General features: G+C 66.5%; 16 protein-coding genes. 6 read left to right on the forward strand and 10 right to left on the reverse strand.

Translation table 11 applies throughout. From position 1 onward, the window contains the following. Nucleotides 1-23: 23 nt before the first annotated feature. Both trmFO and H587_RS19475 read left to right on the forward strand, forming a co-directional pair. Nucleotides 24-1,370, forward strand: coding sequence for a methylenetetrahydrofolate--tRNA-(uracil(54)-C(5))-methyltransferase (FADH(2)-oxidizing) TrmFO (gene trmFO / locus H587_RS0102400; RefSeq protein ID WP_027174902.1), 1,347 nt, complete (start codon nucleotides 24-26; stop codon nucleotides 1,368-1,370). Further along, nucleotides 1,367-1,825: a NanQ anomerase/TabA/YiaL family protein gene (locus H587_RS19475; RefSeq protein WP_051202383.1), complete on the forward strand. Its 459-nt coding sequence runs from the start codon at nucleotides 1,367-1,369 to the stop codon at nucleotides 1,823-1,825. Before trmFO ends, H587_RS19475 begins: the two co-directional genes overlap by 4 nt. An 88-nt stretch (nucleotides 1,826-1,913) precedes the next feature. Here H587_RS19475 and H587_RS0102410 read toward each other — a convergent pair whose 3' ends face one another. From H587_RS0102410 to H587_RS0102440, 7 genes are all read right to left on the reverse strand, one after another. Then, the gene (locus tag H587_RS0102410) at nucleotides 1,914-2,246 is read right to left on the reverse strand and encodes a ferredoxin-thioredoxin reductase catalytic domain-containing protein (protein ID WP_027174903.1); all 333 of its coding nucleotides are present in this window, start codon (nucleotides 2,244-2,246) and stop codon (nucleotides 1,914-1,916) included. A gap of 2 nt (nucleotides 2,247-2,248) precedes the next feature. Then, a complete protein-coding gene (locus H587_RS0102415; RefSeq protein WP_027174904.1) occupies nucleotides 2,249-2,500 on the reverse strand; it encodes a glutaredoxin family protein in 252 nt (83 codons plus the stop codon). 84 nt (nucleotides 2,501-2,584) lie between these two features. After that, nucleotides 2,585-3,490 (reverse strand): amino acid ABC transporter permease, encoded by a 906-nt coding sequence (locus H587_RS0102420; protein ID WP_027174905.1) that lies wholly within the window; start codon nucleotides 3,488-3,490, stop codon nucleotides 2,585-2,587. 4 nt (nucleotides 3,491-3,494) lie between these two features. After that, nucleotides 3,495-4,331 carry a transporter substrate-binding domain-containing protein gene (locus H587_RS0102425; RefSeq protein ID WP_027174906.1) on the reverse strand — a complete coding sequence of 279 codons (837 nt, stop codon included), beginning with the start codon at nucleotides 4,329-4,331 and terminating at the stop codon, nucleotides 3,495-3,497. Between the two features lie 39 nt (nucleotides 4,332-4,370). Continuing rightward, nucleotides 4,371-5,186 carry an amino acid ABC transporter permease gene (locus tag H587_RS0102430; RefSeq protein WP_051202384.1) on the reverse strand — a complete coding sequence of 272 codons (816 nt, stop codon included), beginning with the start codon at nucleotides 5,184-5,186 and terminating at the stop codon, nucleotides 4,371-4,373. Next, complete coding sequence (gene tmk / locus H587_RS0102435) at nucleotides 5,183-5,815, reverse strand: dTMP kinase (RefSeq protein ID WP_027174908.1); 633 nt, start codon at nucleotides 5,813-5,815, stop codon at nucleotides 5,183-5,185. Before tmk ends, H587_RS0102430 begins: the two co-directional genes overlap by 4 nt. Before the next feature lie 175 nt (nucleotides 5,816-5,990). After that, nucleotides 5,991-7,019, reverse strand: coding sequence for a 3'-5' exoribonuclease YhaM family protein (locus H587_RS0102440; RefSeq protein WP_027174909.1), 1,029 nt, complete (start codon nucleotides 7,017-7,019; stop codon nucleotides 5,991-5,993). A gap of 116 nt (nucleotides 7,020-7,135) precedes the next feature. Between H587_RS0102440 and surE the strand changes: the two genes are divergently transcribed. The 4 genes from surE (at nucleotide 7,136) to H587_RS0102460 (ending at nucleotide 12,290) form a co-directional block, all read left to right on the forward strand. Beyond that, on the forward strand, nucleotides 7,136-7,903 hold the full coding sequence (surE, locus tag H587_RS0102445) for a 5'/3'-nucleotidase SurE (protein ID WP_027174910.1): 768 nt from the start codon (nucleotides 7,136-7,138) through the stop codon (nucleotides 7,901-7,903). A 75-nt stretch (nucleotides 7,904-7,978) separates the two neighbouring features. Then, nucleotides 7,979-8,902 (forward strand): class II fructose-1,6-bisphosphate aldolase, encoded by a 924-nt coding sequence (gene fba, locus H587_RS0102450; protein ID WP_027174911.1) that lies wholly within the window; start codon nucleotides 7,979-7,981, stop codon nucleotides 8,900-8,902. Nucleotides 8,903-8,936: 34 nt separating this feature from the next. Next, complete coding sequence (gene gap, locus H587_RS0102455; RefSeq protein ID WP_027174912.1) at nucleotides 8,937-9,920, forward strand: type I glyceraldehyde-3-phosphate dehydrogenase; 984 nt, start codon at nucleotides 8,937-8,939, stop codon at nucleotides 9,918-9,920. A 126-nt stretch (nucleotides 9,921-10,046) separates the two neighbouring features. Beyond that, on the forward strand, nucleotides 10,047-12,290 hold the full coding sequence (locus H587_RS0102460; RefSeq protein WP_027174913.1) for a DUF3536 domain-containing protein: 2,244 nt from the start codon (nucleotides 10,047-10,049) through the stop codon (nucleotides 12,288-12,290). A 1-nt stretch (nucleotide 12,291) separates the two neighbouring features. Here the strand turns inward: H587_RS0102460 and H587_RS0102465 are convergent, their stop codons facing one another. From H587_RS0102465 to H587_RS0102475, 3 genes are read right to left on the reverse strand one after another with little or no spacing between them, the layout of a single operon-like run. Further along, the gene (locus H587_RS0102465; RefSeq protein WP_034608465.1) at nucleotides 12,292-13,092 is read right to left on the reverse strand and encodes an MBL fold metallo-hydrolase; all 801 of its coding nucleotides are present in this window, start codon (nucleotides 13,090-13,092) and stop codon (nucleotides 12,292-12,294) included. Between the two features lies 1 nt (nucleotide 13,093). Next, nucleotides 13,094-14,725, reverse strand: coding sequence for a citramalate synthase (gene cimA, locus H587_RS16965; protein WP_051202385.1), 1,632 nt, complete (start codon nucleotides 14,723-14,725; stop codon nucleotides 13,094-13,096). A gap of 12 nt (nucleotides 14,726-14,737) precedes the next feature. After that, nucleotides 14,738-15,967, reverse strand: a complete 1,230-nt coding sequence (locus H587_RS0102475; RefSeq protein ID WP_027174915.1) for an aspartate kinase — start codon at nucleotides 15,965-15,967, stop codon at nucleotides 14,738-14,740. Nucleotide 15,968 lies beyond the last annotated feature (1 nt).

Below are 15,968 nucleotides of genomic sequence, written 5' to 3' on the forward strand. Positions count from 1 at the left end.
CACAACCCGCGCCGGAGGTGTCCTTGTCCCTGGTGGCGGTGATCGGCGGAGGTCTGGCCGGGTGCGAATGCTCCCTGGTCTTGGCGAGGCGGGGAGTGGCGGTGCGGCTCTACGAGATGAAGCCTCAGCGTTATTCCGAGGCCCACGGCAGCCCGGGGTTGGCCGAATTGGTCTGCTCCAATTCCCTGCGCTCCGAGGAGTCCACCACGGGCGTGGGCCTGCTCAAGGAGGAGATGCGCGCCCTGGGCAGCGCGGTCATGGCGGCGGCCGAGGCCACGCGGGTGCCCGCGGGCAAGGCTCTGGCCGTGGACCGTGAGCTGTTCTCGGCCGAAATGACCCGCGCGGTGGGGGCCGAGCCCAACATCGAGCTGATCCGGCGCGAGGTGCTCTCCCTGGACGATCCCGAGCTGGCCGAGGCCTCGGCCGTGGTCCTGGCCGCCGGGCCCCTGGCCTCGGCGCCCCTGGCCGAAAGTCTGGCCCTGGCCGTGGGCGGCAAGCGGCTCTATTTCTACGACGCCATCGCGCCCATCGTCTCGGCGGACTCCGTGGACATGGGCGTGGCCTTCCTGGGCTCGCGCTACCGGCCCGAGGACCACGACTACCTGAACTGCCCCCTGGACGAGGAGCAGTACAAGGCCTTCGTCGCCGCGCTCCTGGCGGGCGAGAAGGTTCCGCCCCGGGACTTCGAGCAGGCCGTGCATTTCGAGGGCTGCCTGCCCGTGGAGGAGATGGCCGAGCGCGGCGAGATGACCCTGGCCTTCGGCCCGCTCAAGCCCGTGGGGCTCACGGATCCGCGCAGCGGCCGCCAGCCCTACGCCGTGGTCCAGTTGCGGGCCGAGAACCGCGAGGGCACGGCCTACAACCTCGTGGGCTTCCAGACCAAGCTGACCTACCCGGAGCAGAAGCGCGTCTTCCGCATGATCCCGGGCCTGGAGCGGGCCGAGTTCCTGCGCCTGGGCAGCATCCACCGCAACACCTACGTGGACGCGCCGAGCGTGCTCACCCCGGAACTGGAATTGAAGGCCCGGCCCGGCGTCTATCTGGCTGGCCAGATCACCGGCGTGGAGGGCTATCTCGAATCCGCCGCCTGCGGGCTCTGGCTGGGGTTGTCCCTGGCCGGGAAGCTCGGCGCGGGCCCGGCGGTGTCCCTGCCACCCCGGGAGACGGCTCTGGGCGCGCTTTTGGGGCATCTGCGCACCCTTCCGGCCCGACGTTTCCAGCCCTCGAACGTGAACTTCGGACTCATGCCGTCCCTGAACCGCAAGGCCAAGAAGGCCGTGCGCAAGGAACTGCACGCCGAGCGGGGCCGGGAGAGTTTCGCCGCCTGGCTGCGCTCGCTTGAACCCGTTGACGTGGAGGAAACGCGATGATCCTCGACCGACTGGAAAACTGGGGGCTCTACTTCCGTTCGCCGCTCATGGAGCGGGTGCGCTTGTGCCTGGCCGGGCTGACGCCCGATTCGCCGCTCGGCGAGCGCGAAATCCAGGGCCGCGACGCTTGGGTGAACCTCTTCGAGGGCGCGCTGCGACTGCCGGAGCAGGCCCGCTTCGAGAGCCACCGGGTCTACGCGGACGTGCAGATGGTGGTGCGCGGGGAGGAGCGTTGCGGCTGGGTTCCGCGTGAGGGGCTGACGTGCGATGGGGACTACGACCCGGACAAGGACGTCGCCTTCCACCGCGCCCCGGCTGCCGGGGCCGAAACCTTCGGCCTGCGGCCCGGGCTGTTCGTGGTCTTCTTCCCCGGGGACGCGCACATGCCCCAACTCGGCGGCCCGGGAAGCGTGCTCAAGGCCGTGGCCAAGATCCAGGCCGACATTTTGAAATAATGTATCTTTTCCGATTTTGTGTCGCGGGTCCAGGGGCTGCGGGCCCCTGGCGGGGCCGGGGCGGAGCCCCGGTCTCCCGGACCCATCCCTAGCCGAGAATCTTCTCCGGCGGTCTTCTTTCCGGCACGATCTCGCGGGGAATCTTGCCCTCGTTCCATTCCCTGGACACGTACAGGCCGCAGAAGCAGGCCCCGTACTCGCGCACGTCGTCCTCGCGGTAGGCACAGGGGCAGACGATGTCCTTGTCCTGCTCGAAGGTCCCGTTGGCCAGGCGGCAGGGGCAGGCCATGTAGCCGTAGCGCTCCTTGTTGGTCAGCAGGCTCTCCAGCAGGGGCAGGGTCATCTCCATGTCCGTGTTGAAGAAATAGCCCTTGGGCTCCTGGAACCGGCGCAGCTGTTCGAAGAGTTGCTTGGCGTCCACGACTACTTCCCGAGGGCCTTGTTGATGCGGTCCTTGTTGAAGCCCACGATGACCTCCCCGTCGATGACCATGGTGGGGAAGGACACCGCTGGGTTGAGCTTCTTCACCTCGTCGATGATCTTCTTGCGCTCGTCGCCCTCCAGCTTGTCCACGAAGACGCATTCGTAAGCGTCGCCGCACTCGTCGAGATAGGCCTTGGTGTTCTTGCAGTGGATGCAGGTGCTCAGGGCGTAGAGCTTGATGTCGTGGGACATGGGCTTCTCCTTTCCGGCGCGGGTTTCCGGGCCTTGGCCGGGATGGTTCTTGGCTTGAAACTATGATCGTTTCCGGTCTTTCTGTCAAAGCGGACCGTTGCGGACTCCGGCGGTCTCGCGGTGGGCCAGGCGCGCCTCCAGCCGCCGCGCGGCCAGGGAGCAGGTCCCGCTGAGCACGAGGTAGAGGGCCAGGACCGTGATCCAGATTTCGAAGGTCCGATAGGTGGCGGCCGAAAGCTCCGTGGCCTGGAAGGTCGCCTCGCGCACGGAGATGACCGAGACGATGGCCGTGTCCTTGACCGTGGAGATGAACTGTCCGGCCAGGGCCGGGAGCATGCGCGTCATGGCCTGGGGCAGGATCACGTGGCGCAGCTGCTGGCCCCGGGTCAGGCCCAGGGCGCAGGACGCCTCCCACTGTTCGGGTTCCAGGGAGCGGATGCCCGCCCGCACGATCTCGGTGATGTAGGCTCCCTCCAGCAGGCCGAGCACGAGCACGGCCGAGAGCAGCTCCGGGAACTGGCCCGGCGGCCCCAGGATCCAGGAGAGTGTGTCCTGGGCCCAGGGCGGCAGGGCCAGGACGCGCTCCTGGAGGTCCAGGGCCGCAGCCAGCTGGCTGCCGAGGAAGAAGTAGCCCAGGAAGACCAGGACCAGGGGCGGCAGGTTGCGGACCACCTCCACGTAGGTTGTGCCGACCATGCGTCGGAAGGGGCGGGGGCTGACCCGGGCCAGGGCCATGAGCGTGCCCAGGACCAGGGCCAGGAGCCCGGACCAGAGGCTCAGGCGCACGGTGGTGAACAGGCCCTGGAGCAGGGGGCCGGGCGTGGCGCTGCCCGCGCGCCAGAAGGCCTGGGTCAGCACGCCCCAGTTCCAGCGGTAGTCCAGGCGGTCCAGGCGCAGGGCCAGCCAGGCCAGGGCCAGGCAGACGATCAGGACCAGGGCCGCGTCCAGGACGCGGGCCCCGGGCCGCCGCACGGTCGCGGGTCGGGACATGCGGCTACTCGACCAGTCCCTTCCAGTCCTCGGTTTCGAACCAGTACTTGAAGCGCGCGTCGAGCCAGCCCAGGGAATTGGTGGCGCGGATCCAGTTGTCCAGGAAGTTGAGGAAGTCCGGGTCGCCCTTGCGCACGGCGAAGCCGATGGGCTCGCGGGTGAAGTCCGCGTCGCCCAGGGGCAGGAAGAGCTTGTCCGGGTGCTGGGCGGCCTGGATGCGCGGCAGCGGGGCCGAGGCCACCATGGCGTGCGCCCGGCCGTTGACCAGTTCCAGGGTGGCCTGGGCCTCGTCGTTGAAGGGCCTGATCTCGGCCTTGGGCAGGAAGTTCTGGGCCGCTTCCTGGGCCGTGGTGCCCAGGCGCACGGCGACGATCACGCCGGGCTTGTTGAAGTCGGCCAGGGTCTTGAATCCGGCGGCCTTCGCCTTGTTGGCCACAAGGGCCATGCCGGTGTGCTCGTAGGGGATCGAGAAGTTGACCTTCAGGTTGCGTTGGGGCCGGATGCCCATGCCGCCGATGATGATGTCGAACTTTCCGGTGAGCAGGGCCGGGATGATGCCGTCCCATTTGGTGGGCACGAACTCGGCCTTCACGCCCATGTCCTCGGCCAGCCTGCGGGCCACGTCGATCTCGAAGCCCACGAACTGCCCGTCCTTGGCCTGCATGGCCCAGGGCACGAAGGTCGAGAAGCCCACGCGCAGCACGCCGCGCTTGAGCACGTCCTCCAGGGTGCTCTGGCGCGCGATCTCGGCGCGCGCCGTTTCGGCCCGCACGTCGGCGGCCAGGCCCACGACGACGATGAGCGTCACCAGGCCCGAGACGAAGGTTCTCCACAAGGTCATGGCGTCCTCCACAGGTTGGGGTTGATCGCAGTATGAACCCTACACCAGCCTGAGCCGCTTATCCAGGCGATTCACCAGGAAGGAGAGCAGGAACGTCACGGCCAGGTAGAGCCCGGCCACGGCGAACCAGATCTCGAAGGCCAGGAAGGTCCGCGAGACGATGATCTGGCCCTCCATGGTCAGATCGTGAATGGCGATGGTGCTGACCAGGGCCGAATCCTTGACCAGGGACACGGCCTGGCCCGCCAGGGGCGGCAGCACGCGGCGCAGGGCCTGGGGCAGGATCACGTGGCGGTAGGCCTGCCAAGTGGTCAGGCCGTAGCTTTCGGCGGCTTCCCACTGCCCCGGGTCGATACTGGTGATCCCAGCGCGGATGATCTCCGCCGCGTAGGCCCCTTCGAAAAGGCTCAGGGAGAGCACGGCGGCGGTTTCGGCTTCCAGGTCCAGCAGGGGGGCCATGACGAAGGCCGCGAAGAAGAGCTGGATGAGCAGGGGCGTGTTGCGGATGAGCTCCACGTAGGCACGGGCCAGGAAACGCCCCACGGGCGAGCCGGAGAGCAGGAGCAGGGCCGCCGCCAGCCCCAGACAGGGCGCCAGGATCAGGCCCTGGCCCGTGATGCGCAGGGTCACCAGCAGGCCGTCCAGCAGGGGGCCCGGAATGAAGCGGCCGTCCTGGAATTGGGCCAGGTGGCGGGGCACTTGGTACCACTGCCAGTTGTAGCCGAGCGTTTCGCTGCCGCGGCCGAGGAGCCAAGCCATCGCGGTCAGGAGCAGAAGGAATTTGGCGCCGTCCAGGAGGAGGCGCGAGGCGTCGCGGCGATCCGGAGGCAGGGAGCAGGAGGCCGCGTCGCTCATGGAAGGTGAGGTTCCAGCAGGTCGCGTATGCGCTGGAAGACCACCTCGGGCGTGTCCTTGCCGTCCACTAGGCGGAAACGCTCCGGGTGGATGGCGGCCCAGGTCAGGTAGCCCTCGCGCACGCGGCGGTGGAAGTCCAGGGCCTCGGCCTCGAAGCGGCCTTCCTCACGGCTTTTGCCTTCGCGCAGGTTGCGGGCCAGGGCGCGGTTCAGGCCGGTTTCCGGGTCCAGATCCAGGAGGATGGTCATCTCGGGCCAGAGCCCGTCCACGGCAACGGCGTTGAGCGAGTGCAGGAGCTTGGGGTCCAGGCCCCGGCCGTAGCCCTGGTAGACCACGGTGGAGTCCGCGAAACGGTCGGAGATGACCCACTTGCCGGCCTCCAGCGCGGGCCGGATGACCTGGGCCACGTGCTGGGCCCGGTCGGCGAGGTAGAGGAACAGCTCGGCCGTGGGGGCCATGCCCTGGTTGTCCATGTGCAGGAGCATGCGCCGCAGTTCCCGGCCCAGGTCGCTGCCGCCGGGTTCGCGGGTCAGGAGCACGTCCTGGCCCCGGGATTCCAGATACTCGGCCATGAGCCTGAGCTGGGTGCTCTTGCCCGTGCCTTCGATTCCTTCAAGGGTGATGAACATGTCAACGTCCGCCGAGGTCAGGATTGTGGTGCCGTTTCTTGGAGTTACGAGGTATGACCGTTGTACTCCAGGCGCGCCGTTCTGGCAAGCGAGGAGGGAGGGGCTTCAGCCCGCATTCATCTGGAGCCGGAGCCCTTTCCGCGATCAGCAGGGTCAAGTCTGGTTGAAACCCCGATCAACCCTTGATGGGCAGCAGGAACTGCGCGTTCGGGGCCTTTTGGCCGTGGTTTCGGTCGTCCGGCGTGGGTGTGGAGCGGTAGAGATAGCGATCCAGATAGCGCTGGAAGCCGGTCCAGGGGCTCCCGGCCGGATCCAGATCCTCGAAGGCTGCGGCGATGGTGTTCAGCTTGGCGTCCAGATTGTCGGCGTAGTGCAGGACGAAGGCTTCGGGGGTCTTCGGTCGCCGGGGTGAGCCGAACTCGTACTCGCCGTGGTGCGAAAGGATGATGTGCTTGAGGTGCAGGATGAGTTGTTCGTCCAGATCCTTGGCCTTGGCCAGGAAGGGTTCGAGCTTTTCCAGGCCGATCCAGATATGGCCCAGCAGCCGCCCTTGGTCCGTGTAGTCGTTGGTCAGGCCGCCGGACAGCTCCCAAGCCTTGCCCAGGTCGTGGAACACGGCCGCCACCACCAGGATTTGGCGGTCCAGCTGAGGGTAGAGGTCGCAGTGGGCCAGGCAGAGCCGCAGCACGGCAAGGGTGTGTTCCAGGAGTCCGCCCATGTAGGCGTGATGCACGGTCTTGGCCCCGGTCCCGGCCAGCAGGCGAGACCGGATTTCCTCGTCGCGCAGAACCTTGCGGGCGAAGTTCTTCCAGGGCTTGTGCTCCAGGTGTTCGGTGCAGAGATCCTCGATTTCCTCCAGCATCTCCTCGGGCGGCCGGACGCTGGCGGGCAGGAAGTCGGAGAGGGTCACGCCGTTTTCCGCTTCCGGCAGGAGCTCGAGGCGTTCCACCACCACCTGGGGCCGGTCGCGGAAGCTGGTCACGGCCCCGCGCACGCGCACGAAGCGTCCGGCCGGGATTTCGGAGAACTCCTGGCTGAGCGGGCTCCAGATTTTGGCCTCCACCTGGCCGCTGCGGTCGGAGAGCGTCAGGCTCCAGTAGGGACCGTTGCGGGACTGGCCGAGCTTGGCCTCGGCCACGAGGAAAAGTTCCTGTATCTGCTGTCCGGCGTTGAGATCGCGGACGAAAATGTTCTTACCGCTCACGTTTCTTGCCATCGGGCTGGGGTTGCGCTACCTCGCCGGGGAGGGCGGGAGCGTGATGCCGAAAACTGCCCCGAAGTGACCGCAATGTCAAACACCGCGCCTCGGCGCGAGGGCTCATGAACATTCTTTTGACCAACGATGACGGAATACAGGCCGTGGGCCTGCGGGCCCTGTACCGGGCCTTCGCGGACGCCGGACACGAGGTGAGCGTGGTCGCTCCCGTGACCGAACAGTCCGCCGTGGGACACGCCGTGACCATCAGCATGCCTCTGCGGGTCAAGGACTTTCACGAGGACGGCTTCGAGGGCCGGGGCGTCTACGGCACGCCCGTGGACTGCGTGAAGCTGGCCCTGTCCACGCTCCTGTCGCGGCAGCCCGACCTGGTGGTCTCGGGCATCAACGCCGGGGCCAACGTGGGCGTGGACATCCTCTATTCCGGCACGGTTTCGGCGGCCACCGAGGGCGCGCTCATGGACCTGCCCGCCCTGGCCGTGTCCATGGACGATTTCAACCCTCGCGATCTTTCGGGGCAGGCCGCCTACGTCGAGCGTCTGATCCGCCGGGTGGCCTGGGATCAACTGCCGTCCAAGTGTCTGCTGAATCTGAACTTCCCGGCCTGCGAACTGTCCCGGGCCAAGGATCTGGTCATCTGCCCGCATACCCGCGCCTCCTACCAGGACTGGTACGAGACTCGTCGCGACCCGCGCGGCAGGCCCTACTACTGGCTCTCCGGGGAGATTCCCCCGGGCCTGATCAGCCCTGGCCGCGATCGGCTCCTGCTCACGGAGGGGCACGTGACGCTCACGCCTCTGCGCTTTGACTTCAACGACCCGGAGACCCGCGACCAGTTGCGCGGGATGCTGGAAAAGCCCGTGCATCATTGACGCCGTTCGTTCAGCGGAATATACTTCACCCCCGGTTCCGGGCCCGGCCCGGCCAAACACGCCAAGGAGGACCCAATGCCGCTCGTCACCCCCAAGGAGATGTTCCAGAAGGCCTACGCCGGCGGCTACGCCATCGGTGCCTTCAACGTGAACAACATGGAGATCATCCAGGGCATCATGGCCGCCGGTCAGGAGGAGCGCTCCCCGCTCATCCTCCAGGTTTCGGCCGGAGCCCGCAAGTACGCCCAGCAGATCTACATCATCAAGCTCATGGAAGCGGCCATGGCCCTCACGGACCTGCCCGTGGTCCTGCATCTGGATCACGGCCAGAACTTCGGTATCTGCAAGGAGGTCATCGACGGCGGCTTCACCTCGGTGATGATCGACGGTTCGCACCTGCCCTTCGAGGAGAATATCGCCGAGACGAAGAAGGTGGTCGAGTACGCCCACTCCAAAGGCGTCTGGGTGGAGGCCGAGCTGGGACGCTTGGCTGGAGTGGAGGATGAGGTCAGCTCGGAGGAGAGCATCTACACCGACCCGGACCAGGCCGCCGAATTCGTGGGCAAGACCGGCTGCGACTCCCTGGCCATCGCCATCGGCACGAGTCACGGGGCCTACAAGTTCAAGGGCGAGGCCAAGCTCGACTTCGCGCGCCTGGAGAAGGTCGGCAAGCTTCTGCCCGGCTTCCCCATCGTGCTCCACGGAGCTTCCTCGGTGCCGCAGGAATTCGTGGCCATGGCCAACCAGTATGGCGGTCAGGTGGGCGGCGCGCGCGGCGTGCCCGAGGAACTGCTGCGCAAGGCGGCCGGCATGGCGGTGTGCAAGATCAACATCGACACGGATATCCGGCTGGCCATGACGGCCACCATCCGCAAGCATTTCACGGAGCATCCGGCGGATTTCGATCCCCGCCAGTACCTGGGCCCCGCCCGCGAGGCGGTCAAGAACATGGTGCGGCACAAGATCAAGAACGTGTTGGGGTGTTCGGGCAAGGCCTGAGTTCCCGGCGAGGCATGGAGAAGGAGTACGACGCATGTCTGTTCGCATCGGCATCAACGGCTTCGGCCGCATCGGCCGCTATCTGACTCGGCTTCTGGCCGACGAGAATGACTTCGAGCTGGTGGCCGTGAACGCGCGGGCCACCAACAGCGAGCTGTGTCATCTGCTGCGCTATGACTCGGTGCATGGCCGCTTCCCGTCCGCCGCGCCCACGGAGACCGGCTTCACCCTCAAGGACCATCCGGTCACAGTGACCCGCAAGGGCCCGGGCGAGTGGAACTGGGGCGAACTGGGCTGCGATCTGGTCATCGAGACCACGGGCAAGTTCACGGACCGTGCCTCCTGTGAGAAGCATATCGCCTGCGGGGCCAAGAAGGTCGTGGTCAGCGCCCCGGCCAAGGAGCCCGACGCCACCATCGTCATGGGCGTCAACGATTCCGAACTGAAGCCCGAGCATCGGATCGTCTCCAACGCTTCCTGCACCACCAACTGTCTGGCCCCGGCCGCCAAACTCATTCACGAGGCTTACGGCATCCGCCACGGGCTCATGACCACGGTGCATTCCTACACCATGAGCCAGCGCGTTCTGGACGGTTCGCACAAGGACATCCGCCGCGCCCGGGCCTGCGCCGTGAACATGATCCCCACCACCACCGGCGCGGCCAAGGCCGCCACCCTGGTCATCCCGGCGCTCAAGGGCCGCCTGGACGGCATGGCCGTGCGCGTGCCCACGCCCAACGTCTCACTGGTGGATCTGGTTTGTGAGTTGGAGCGCGCCACCTCCAAGGAGGAGGTCAACGCTCTGCTTAAGGCTGGCGCCAACGAGAGCATGGGCTTCTCCGAGGAGCCGCTGGTGTCCACGGACTTCATCGGCTCGACCCATGGCGGCGTGGTGGATGCCGCGCTCACCACGGTCATCGGCGGCACCATGCTCAAGCTCATCATTTGGTACGACAACGAGGCGGGCTTCACCAACCAGCTCCTGCGCCTCATGCGCAAGGTGTCCGGCATGATGTAGCGGCCGGCTTCCCGGTCCCTCCGACGCCCCGCCCGGGATTTCCGGCGGGGCGTTTTTTTCTCCCGGCCCGCTCTTGGACTCCACGACCGGAACGGCTATGGTGGAGGCAACAGCGAGGTTTCCGCCATGCCCGACAAGTTTCTCTGCATCCACGGCCATTTTTACCAGCCGCCCCGCGAGGATCCCTGGATGGACATGGTCTTTCCCGAGGGCAGCGCGGCCCCGGCCCGCAACTGGAACGAACGCATCTGCCGGGAGAGCTACGGGCCCCTGGCGTACGCCCGTCGCCTGGACGGCGGCGGCCGGATACTCGAACTGTTCAACTGCTACGAGTGGATGAGCTTCAACTTCGGGCCCACGCTGCTCACCTGGATGGAGAGCCACGCCCCGGACGCCTACGCCCGGATTCTGGAGGCCGACCGCAAGAGCGTCGAGCGCCTGGGCCACGGCAACGCCCTGGCCCAGATATATCATCACGTCATCATGCCCCTGGCCACGGATCTCGACCGCCGGGCCGAGGTGGCCTGGGCCGTGGCCGACTTCGAGGCCCGCTTCCGGCGCAAGCCCGAGGGCATGTGGCTCTCGGAGGCGGCCGTGGACGACCGCACTCTGGAGATCCTGGCGGACGCGGGAATAGCCTACACCATCCTGGCTCCGCGCCAGGTGGAGGCCGTGGCCGACGTCGACGGCCAGTGGCGGGAGGCCCACGAGGGGGATCTGGACATCACCCGGCCCTATCTTGTGGAGTTGTCCGGCGGCCGTTCCATGGCTGTGTTCTTTTATGACGGTCCGCTGTCCCAGGCCGTGGCCTTCGAGGGCCTCCTGCGCGACGGCGAACGCTTCTGGGGTCGGATCAACAGCGCCGGGCGTCCCGGCCTGCTCTCCCTGGCCACAGACGGCGAAACCTACGGCCACCACTTCGCCTTCGGCGAGATGGCCCTGGCTTATGTCCTGGCCCAGGCCCGGGCGTGCCGCGACGGCTGGCGGGTGACCAACTACGGCGCCTATCTGGCGGCCAATCCTCCGCGCTCGAAGGCCCGGTTGCGGCAGGCCTCGTCCTGGAGCTGCGTGCATGGGGTGGAGCGCTGGCGTTCGGATTGCGGCTGCACCACAGGAGGTCACCCCGGCTGGGGGCAACACTGGCGTAAACCCCTGCGTGACGGCCTGAACGCGGTCAAGGTCGAAATGGACGCCCATTTTCATTCGGCCGGCGCGGGCGTGTTCCGCGATCCCGAGGAGGCCCTCACGGATTTCGGCAAGGTGCTCGCCGGACTTTGGAAGAACGGCGAGTTCGGGAAACGGCATTTCCTCCCGGGTCTGGATGAGGCGGCCCGTGACACGGGCTTCAAGCTCCTGACCATGCAGAAGTGGGCCCTCTCGTCCTTCGCCAGTTGCGCCTGGTTCTTCGACGATCTGGGCCGCATCGAACCGCTGAACGCCCTGACCTTCGCCCTGCGGGCCATGGGCTTGGCCCAACGCACAGGCTGTCGTGACTTGGAGCCGTTGCTCCTGTCGCATTTGACCCTGGCGGCCTCCAACGACCCGGCTTTGGGCTCAGGAGTGGATCTCTGGACCAAGGAGGTGCGCTCCCGCCGCGAGACGGCTGAAAGCTTGGTGGCCCAAGGGTTGTTTTCCCTTTGGGCCGAGGGCCGCATGCCGCCCAGCGGGGAGTCGGCCACGGCGTCCTGGCCCGGGGTGAGCGTGGAGGTGTCCCTGGACGGACTCAGCGAGGAGGGGCATCCCCGAGGGCGAGCGGGCATCACCTGGCGGCACGAGCCCGGCCTGGACCAATGCACTTGGGTCTGGGAACAAACCGAGTCCGACGACCCCATGAGCAGTTGCGTACGCATCGATTCGGAGAGCCGAGGGGCGCAAAAATGCGTGCCCGGCCAGTATCTTCCCTGGGAAAAGCGTCAGGATCTGGCGGTCAAGTGGGTGGCCCGGGCCGAGAACCACGTCTGGAGTGAACAGATGGAGCAGGCGCGCACCGGCGTCTATCTCTTCAACTCCTTTCGCGAGGCCCAGACCACCCAGACCGAGGCGCCTTGCTGGGAGCGACTCTGGGCCGCCCTGGGCTGGATCTGGGTCATGGGCCACGTGCCCGGCCGAGCCGATCTCATCGCTTTTCTGCGAGCCACCGGACAAAACCATCCCGATGGGCACATCCTCGCCCGGCGGATCGGGGAGAGCGTCTGCGCTCTGCTGCGCGAGTCCGTGCCGGACTGGCGGCGTATCGCCGTGATCCTGGCCCGGGCCGCGGACATCGGGGTGACTCCCGACCTGTGGCGGGCGCAGAACATCTATTGGGGCCGCCGTTCCCGGGGCGTGGTCGACATCGAGGTGGCCCGACTGCTTTGGTTCGCGGAGTAGGTCAGAAGTTCAGGACGAGCCCCGGCCGCAGGGGCTCCATGCCGCAGTTCAGCCGCCCGGCCAGCCAGGCCGCGGCGGCTTCGCCCGTGCAGTGCCCCAGGCAGAGGCGTTCCACCCCGCATTTTTGCAGCGCCCGCAACGCGCCTTCCAGGCGTTCCTGGTCCGCGTCGTACAGATGCGCCCCGCCCACCAGGCCGTGCAGCCGGCCGACGCCCAGTCGTTCCCGCAGACAGTTCAAGGTATTTTCCAGGCCCGCGTGACAGCAACCGAGCACGACCACCGGACCTCGCCGGGTCCGAAGCAAGAGGCAGGCGTCGTCCGACACTGGATCCTGGATCTGTCCGGCGGGGTCCAGGTGTAGGCCGCGAAGGGACTGGGGCAGGCCGGGGAGCCTGGGGATGTCCGTGACGAAGGTCAGGGACGGGGTGAGTTCCCGTGCGCCGTTCACGGGCTCGAAGCGTTTCAAGGGAACCGGGATGCCCACGGGTTCGATCTTCCCACCGTGTCGGGCGAAGCGCGGGCGGTTGAACTCGGGATGGGCCAGGATGGGGCCGGAAAAGCCTGCGTCCAGCAGGGTCGCGATCCCGCCGGTGTGATCATAGTGGCCGTGGCTCAGGGCCAACCCTTGAGCTCGGTTGAAGTCCAGGCCCAGCGCCCGGGCATTGTCCAGGAACTTCGGGGAAGCTCCCGTGTCCCAGAGCCAGAGTCCGCCCGTGTCGTCCTCCAAGGCCATCGCCGATCCCCATTCGCAGGCCAGCCCCTCGGCCTCGGCATTGTCCATGAGAATGCTGATGCGGGCCATGTCAGGAGTTCTTCTTTTTGCCCTTTCCCTTGGGGTTCTGGGCGGGCCACTTCTGGGGATCGTCCTTGAAGAGCTTGTAGTTGATGGAATCCACCAGGGCCTGCCAGCTGGCCTCGATGATGTTGTGCGAAACGCCCACCGTGGTCCAGCGCTCGTTCTTGTCGCCGGACTCGATGAGCACGCGCACGAAGGAGGCCGTGCCGCCCGTGTCGCGGGAGGTGCCGGACATGACCCTGACCTTGAAGTCCAGCAGACGCATCTCGGCCAGGCTGGGGTAGGAGGGCAGCAGGGCCCGGCGCAGAGCCATGTCCAGGGCGTTCACCGGGCCGTGGCCGGTGGAGGCCGTGTGCTCCACCTCGCCGCGAACCTTGAGCATCACCGTGGCCTCGGAGAAGGGTTCGCCGTCCGGGCCCGTGGCGTCGAGCACCCGGAAATTGATGAGCTGGAAGTAGCGCTTGGACCAGCCCATGGTGCGGAAGAAAAGGATTTCGTAGCTGGCCTCGGCCACGGAGTAGTCGTAGCCCCGGGCCTCGCGGCTCTTCAATTCGGCCAGAAGATCCTGCACGGACGGGTCTTCCTTGTCCAGGTCGTAGCCGTACTGCTTGGCCTTGAACATGATGTTGCTGCGTCCCGCCAGATCGGAGAGGAGCACGCGCTGCTTGTTGCCCACGACTTCGGGCTCCACGTGTTCGTAGGTGCGGGAGTCCTTGAGCACTGCGTGGACGTGGATGCCGCCCTTGTGGGCGAAGGCCGAGCCGCCCACGAAGGGCTGGCGCAGGAAGGGCCGCAAGTTGGCTGTTTCGCTCACGAAATGGGCCGTGTTGGTGAGCTTCTTGAGATTCTCCGGGCCGATGCATTCGATCCCCAGCTTGGCTTCAAGGTTGGGGATGATGGAGCAGAGGTTGGCGTTGCCGCAACGTTCGCCGTAGCCGTTGATGGTTCCCTGGACCTGCTCGGCGCCCAGGCGCACGGCTTCCAGGGAGTTGGCCACGGCCAGTTCGGAGTCGTTGTGGCAGTGGATGCCCAGACGGACCTTTGGCAGGGCCTTGCGCACGGCCTCCACGGCTATCCCGATTTCGTGGGGCAGGCGGCCGCCGTTGGTGTCGCAGAGGACGAGCACGTCGGCCTTGGCCTCGAAGGCCCGGCCGAGGCAGGCCAGGGCGTATTCGGGATTGGCCGCGAAGCCGTCGAAGAAGTGCTCGGCGTCGAAGAAGAGTTCGGCGCAGCGGGGCCGCAGGAAGCCCAGGCTGTCGCCGATGATCGCCAGGTTTTCGTCCAGCGACACGCCCAGGGCCTTGGTGGCGTGCAGATCCCAGGTCTTGCCGAAAATGGTCAGCACCCGGGCCTTGCAGTCCACCAGAGCCTTCAGATTGGAATCTTTCTCCGGGGCCAGTTTGGCGTTGCGTGTGCTGCCGAAGGCCGCCACCTTGGCGTTCTTCAGTTCATAGGAGCGGATGTCCTTGAAGAACTGCTTGTCCGTGGGGTTGGAGCCCGGCCAGCCGCCCTCGATGTAGTGGATGCCGAGTTCGTCCAGCTTGAGGGCGATGCGCAGCTTGTCCTCAAGGGTGAGATGGATCTCCTCCGCTTGGGTTCCGTCCCGCAGGGTGGTGTCGTAGATGGCGACCTGTCGCATGGCCCCTCCTCGTCAGGCTTTGAGCGAATCCTTCTCCAGGCCGAAGGCGTCGTGCAGGGTGCGCACGGCCAGTTCGGTGTACTTTTCCTCGATGAGGCAGGTGATCTTGATTTCCGAAGTGGAGATCATCTTGATGTTGATGTTTTCCTTGCTCAGAGCCTGAAAGGCTATCGAGGCCACGCCGGAATGGTTGCGCATGCCCACGCCTATGACCGATATTTTGGCCACGGCGGCGTCGTGCAGGATATCCTCGCAGCCGAGTTCCAGCTTGAGCCCCTCCAGAATCTTCAGGGTGGGTTCGACGTCGATTCGGGGGACGGTGAAGGTGATGTCCGTGTGGCCGTCCTTGCTGGGGTTCTGGACGATCATGTCCACGAGGATCTTCTTGGCCGCGATGGGGCCGAAGATGGCCGCCGAGACGCCCGGGCGGTCATGCACACGGGTCAGGGTGATGCGGGCCTGGTCTTTGTCGTAGGCGATGCCGGAAACGAGCACGGCTTCCATGCGTTTGTCCTCCTTGGTCACGATGGTGCCGGGCTCGTCGCTGAAGGTCGAGCGCACATGCACCGCCACGTTGTATTTCTTGGCGAACTCCACGGAGCGGATCTGCAGAACCTTGGCGCCCATGCTGGCCATTTCCAGCATCTCGTCGTAGGCGATGCGGTCCATCTTGCGGGCCTTGGAGCAGATGTTCGGGTCCGTGGTGAAGACTCCGGGCACGTCGGTGTAGATTTCGCAGACCGCTGCCTGGAGCGCGGCGGCCAGGGCCACGCCGGAGGTGTCCGAACCGCCCCGGCCCAGGGTGGTGACGCGGCCGTCGGCGTCGATGCCCTGGAAGCCCGCGACCACGAGCACGTCGTAGTCCTCCAGCAGGGCCTTCAGCTTGGTGCTGTCGATCTGGGTGATGCGGGCCTTGCCGTAGGCGCTGCTGGTGTGGATCGGAATCTGGTGGGCCAGCAGGGAGCGGGCGCGGATGCCGTGGCTCAGGAGGAGCATGGCGAAGAGGGCCACGGAAACCTGCTCGCCCGTGGACACCAGGGAGTCCATTTCCGCGAGATCGGGATTGGCGGACCATTCCTTGCCCAGGGCGATGAGACGGTTGGTCTCGCCGGACATGGCCGAGAGCACCACCACCACCTTGTCGCCGTCCTGGAGCGGGCGCTTGACCTTGGCCAGAACCTGCTTCTGGCACTCCAGGTTGCGCACCGACGTGCCGCCGTACTTCTGCACCACAATGCTCATC

This window comes from Desulfovibrio aminophilus DSM 12254, assembly GCF_000422565.1.
Classification (GTDB): Bacteria; Desulfobacterota; Desulfovibrionia; order Desulfovibrionales; family Desulfovibrionaceae; genus Aminidesulfovibrio; species Aminidesulfovibrio aminophilus.

Excerpts from the sequence above, each read along its gene's own strand:
- cimA (WP_051202385.1), bottom strand. The coding sequence starts at position 14,725 with ATGCGACAGGTCGCCATCTACGACACCACCCTGCGGGACGGAACCCAA.
- surE (WP_027174910.1), top strand. The coding sequence starts at position 7,136 with ATGAACATTCTTTTGACCAACGATGACGGAATACAGGCCGTGGGCCTG.
- gap (WP_027174912.1), top strand. The coding sequence starts at position 8,937 with ATGTCTGTTCGCATCGGCATCAACGGCTTCGGCCGCATCGGCCGCTAT.
- H587_RS0102425 (WP_027174906.1), bottom strand. The coding sequence starts at position 4,331 with ATGACCTTGTGGAGAACCTTCGTCTCGGGCCTGGTGACGCTCATCGTC.
- H587_RS0102460 (WP_027174913.1), top strand. The coding sequence starts at position 10,047 with ATGCCCGACAAGTTTCTCTGCATCCACGGCCATTTTTACCAGCCGCCC.
- fba (WP_027174911.1), top strand. The coding sequence starts at position 7,979 with ATGCCGCTCGTCACCCCCAAGGAGATGTTCCAGAAGGCCTACGCCGGC.
- H587_RS0102475 (WP_027174915.1), bottom strand. The coding sequence starts at position 15,967 with ATGAGCATTGTGGTGCAGAAGTACGGCGGCACGTCGGTGCGCAACCTG.
- H587_RS0102420 (WP_027174905.1), bottom strand. The coding sequence starts at position 3,490 with ATGTCCCGACCCGCGACCGTGCGGCGGCCCGGGGCCCGCGTCCTGGAC.
- H587_RS19475 (WP_051202383.1), top strand. The coding sequence starts at position 1,367 with ATGATCCTCGACCGACTGGAAAACTGGGGGCTCTACTTCCGTTCGCCG.
- H587_RS0102465 (WP_034608465.1), bottom strand. The coding sequence starts at position 13,092 with ATGGCCCGCATCAGCATTCTCATGGACAATGCCGAGGCCGAGGGGCTG.
- H587_RS0102415 (WP_027174904.1), bottom strand. The coding sequence starts at position 2,500 with ATGTCCCACGACATCAAGCTCTACGCCCTGAGCACCTGCATCCACTGC.
- H587_RS0102430 (WP_051202384.1), bottom strand. The coding sequence starts at position 5,186 with ATGAGCGACGCGGCCTCCTGCTCCCTGCCTCCGGATCGCCGCGACGCC.
- tmk (WP_027174908.1), bottom strand. The coding sequence starts at position 5,815 with ATGTTCATCACCCTTGAAGGAATCGAAGGCACGGGCAAGAGCACCCAG.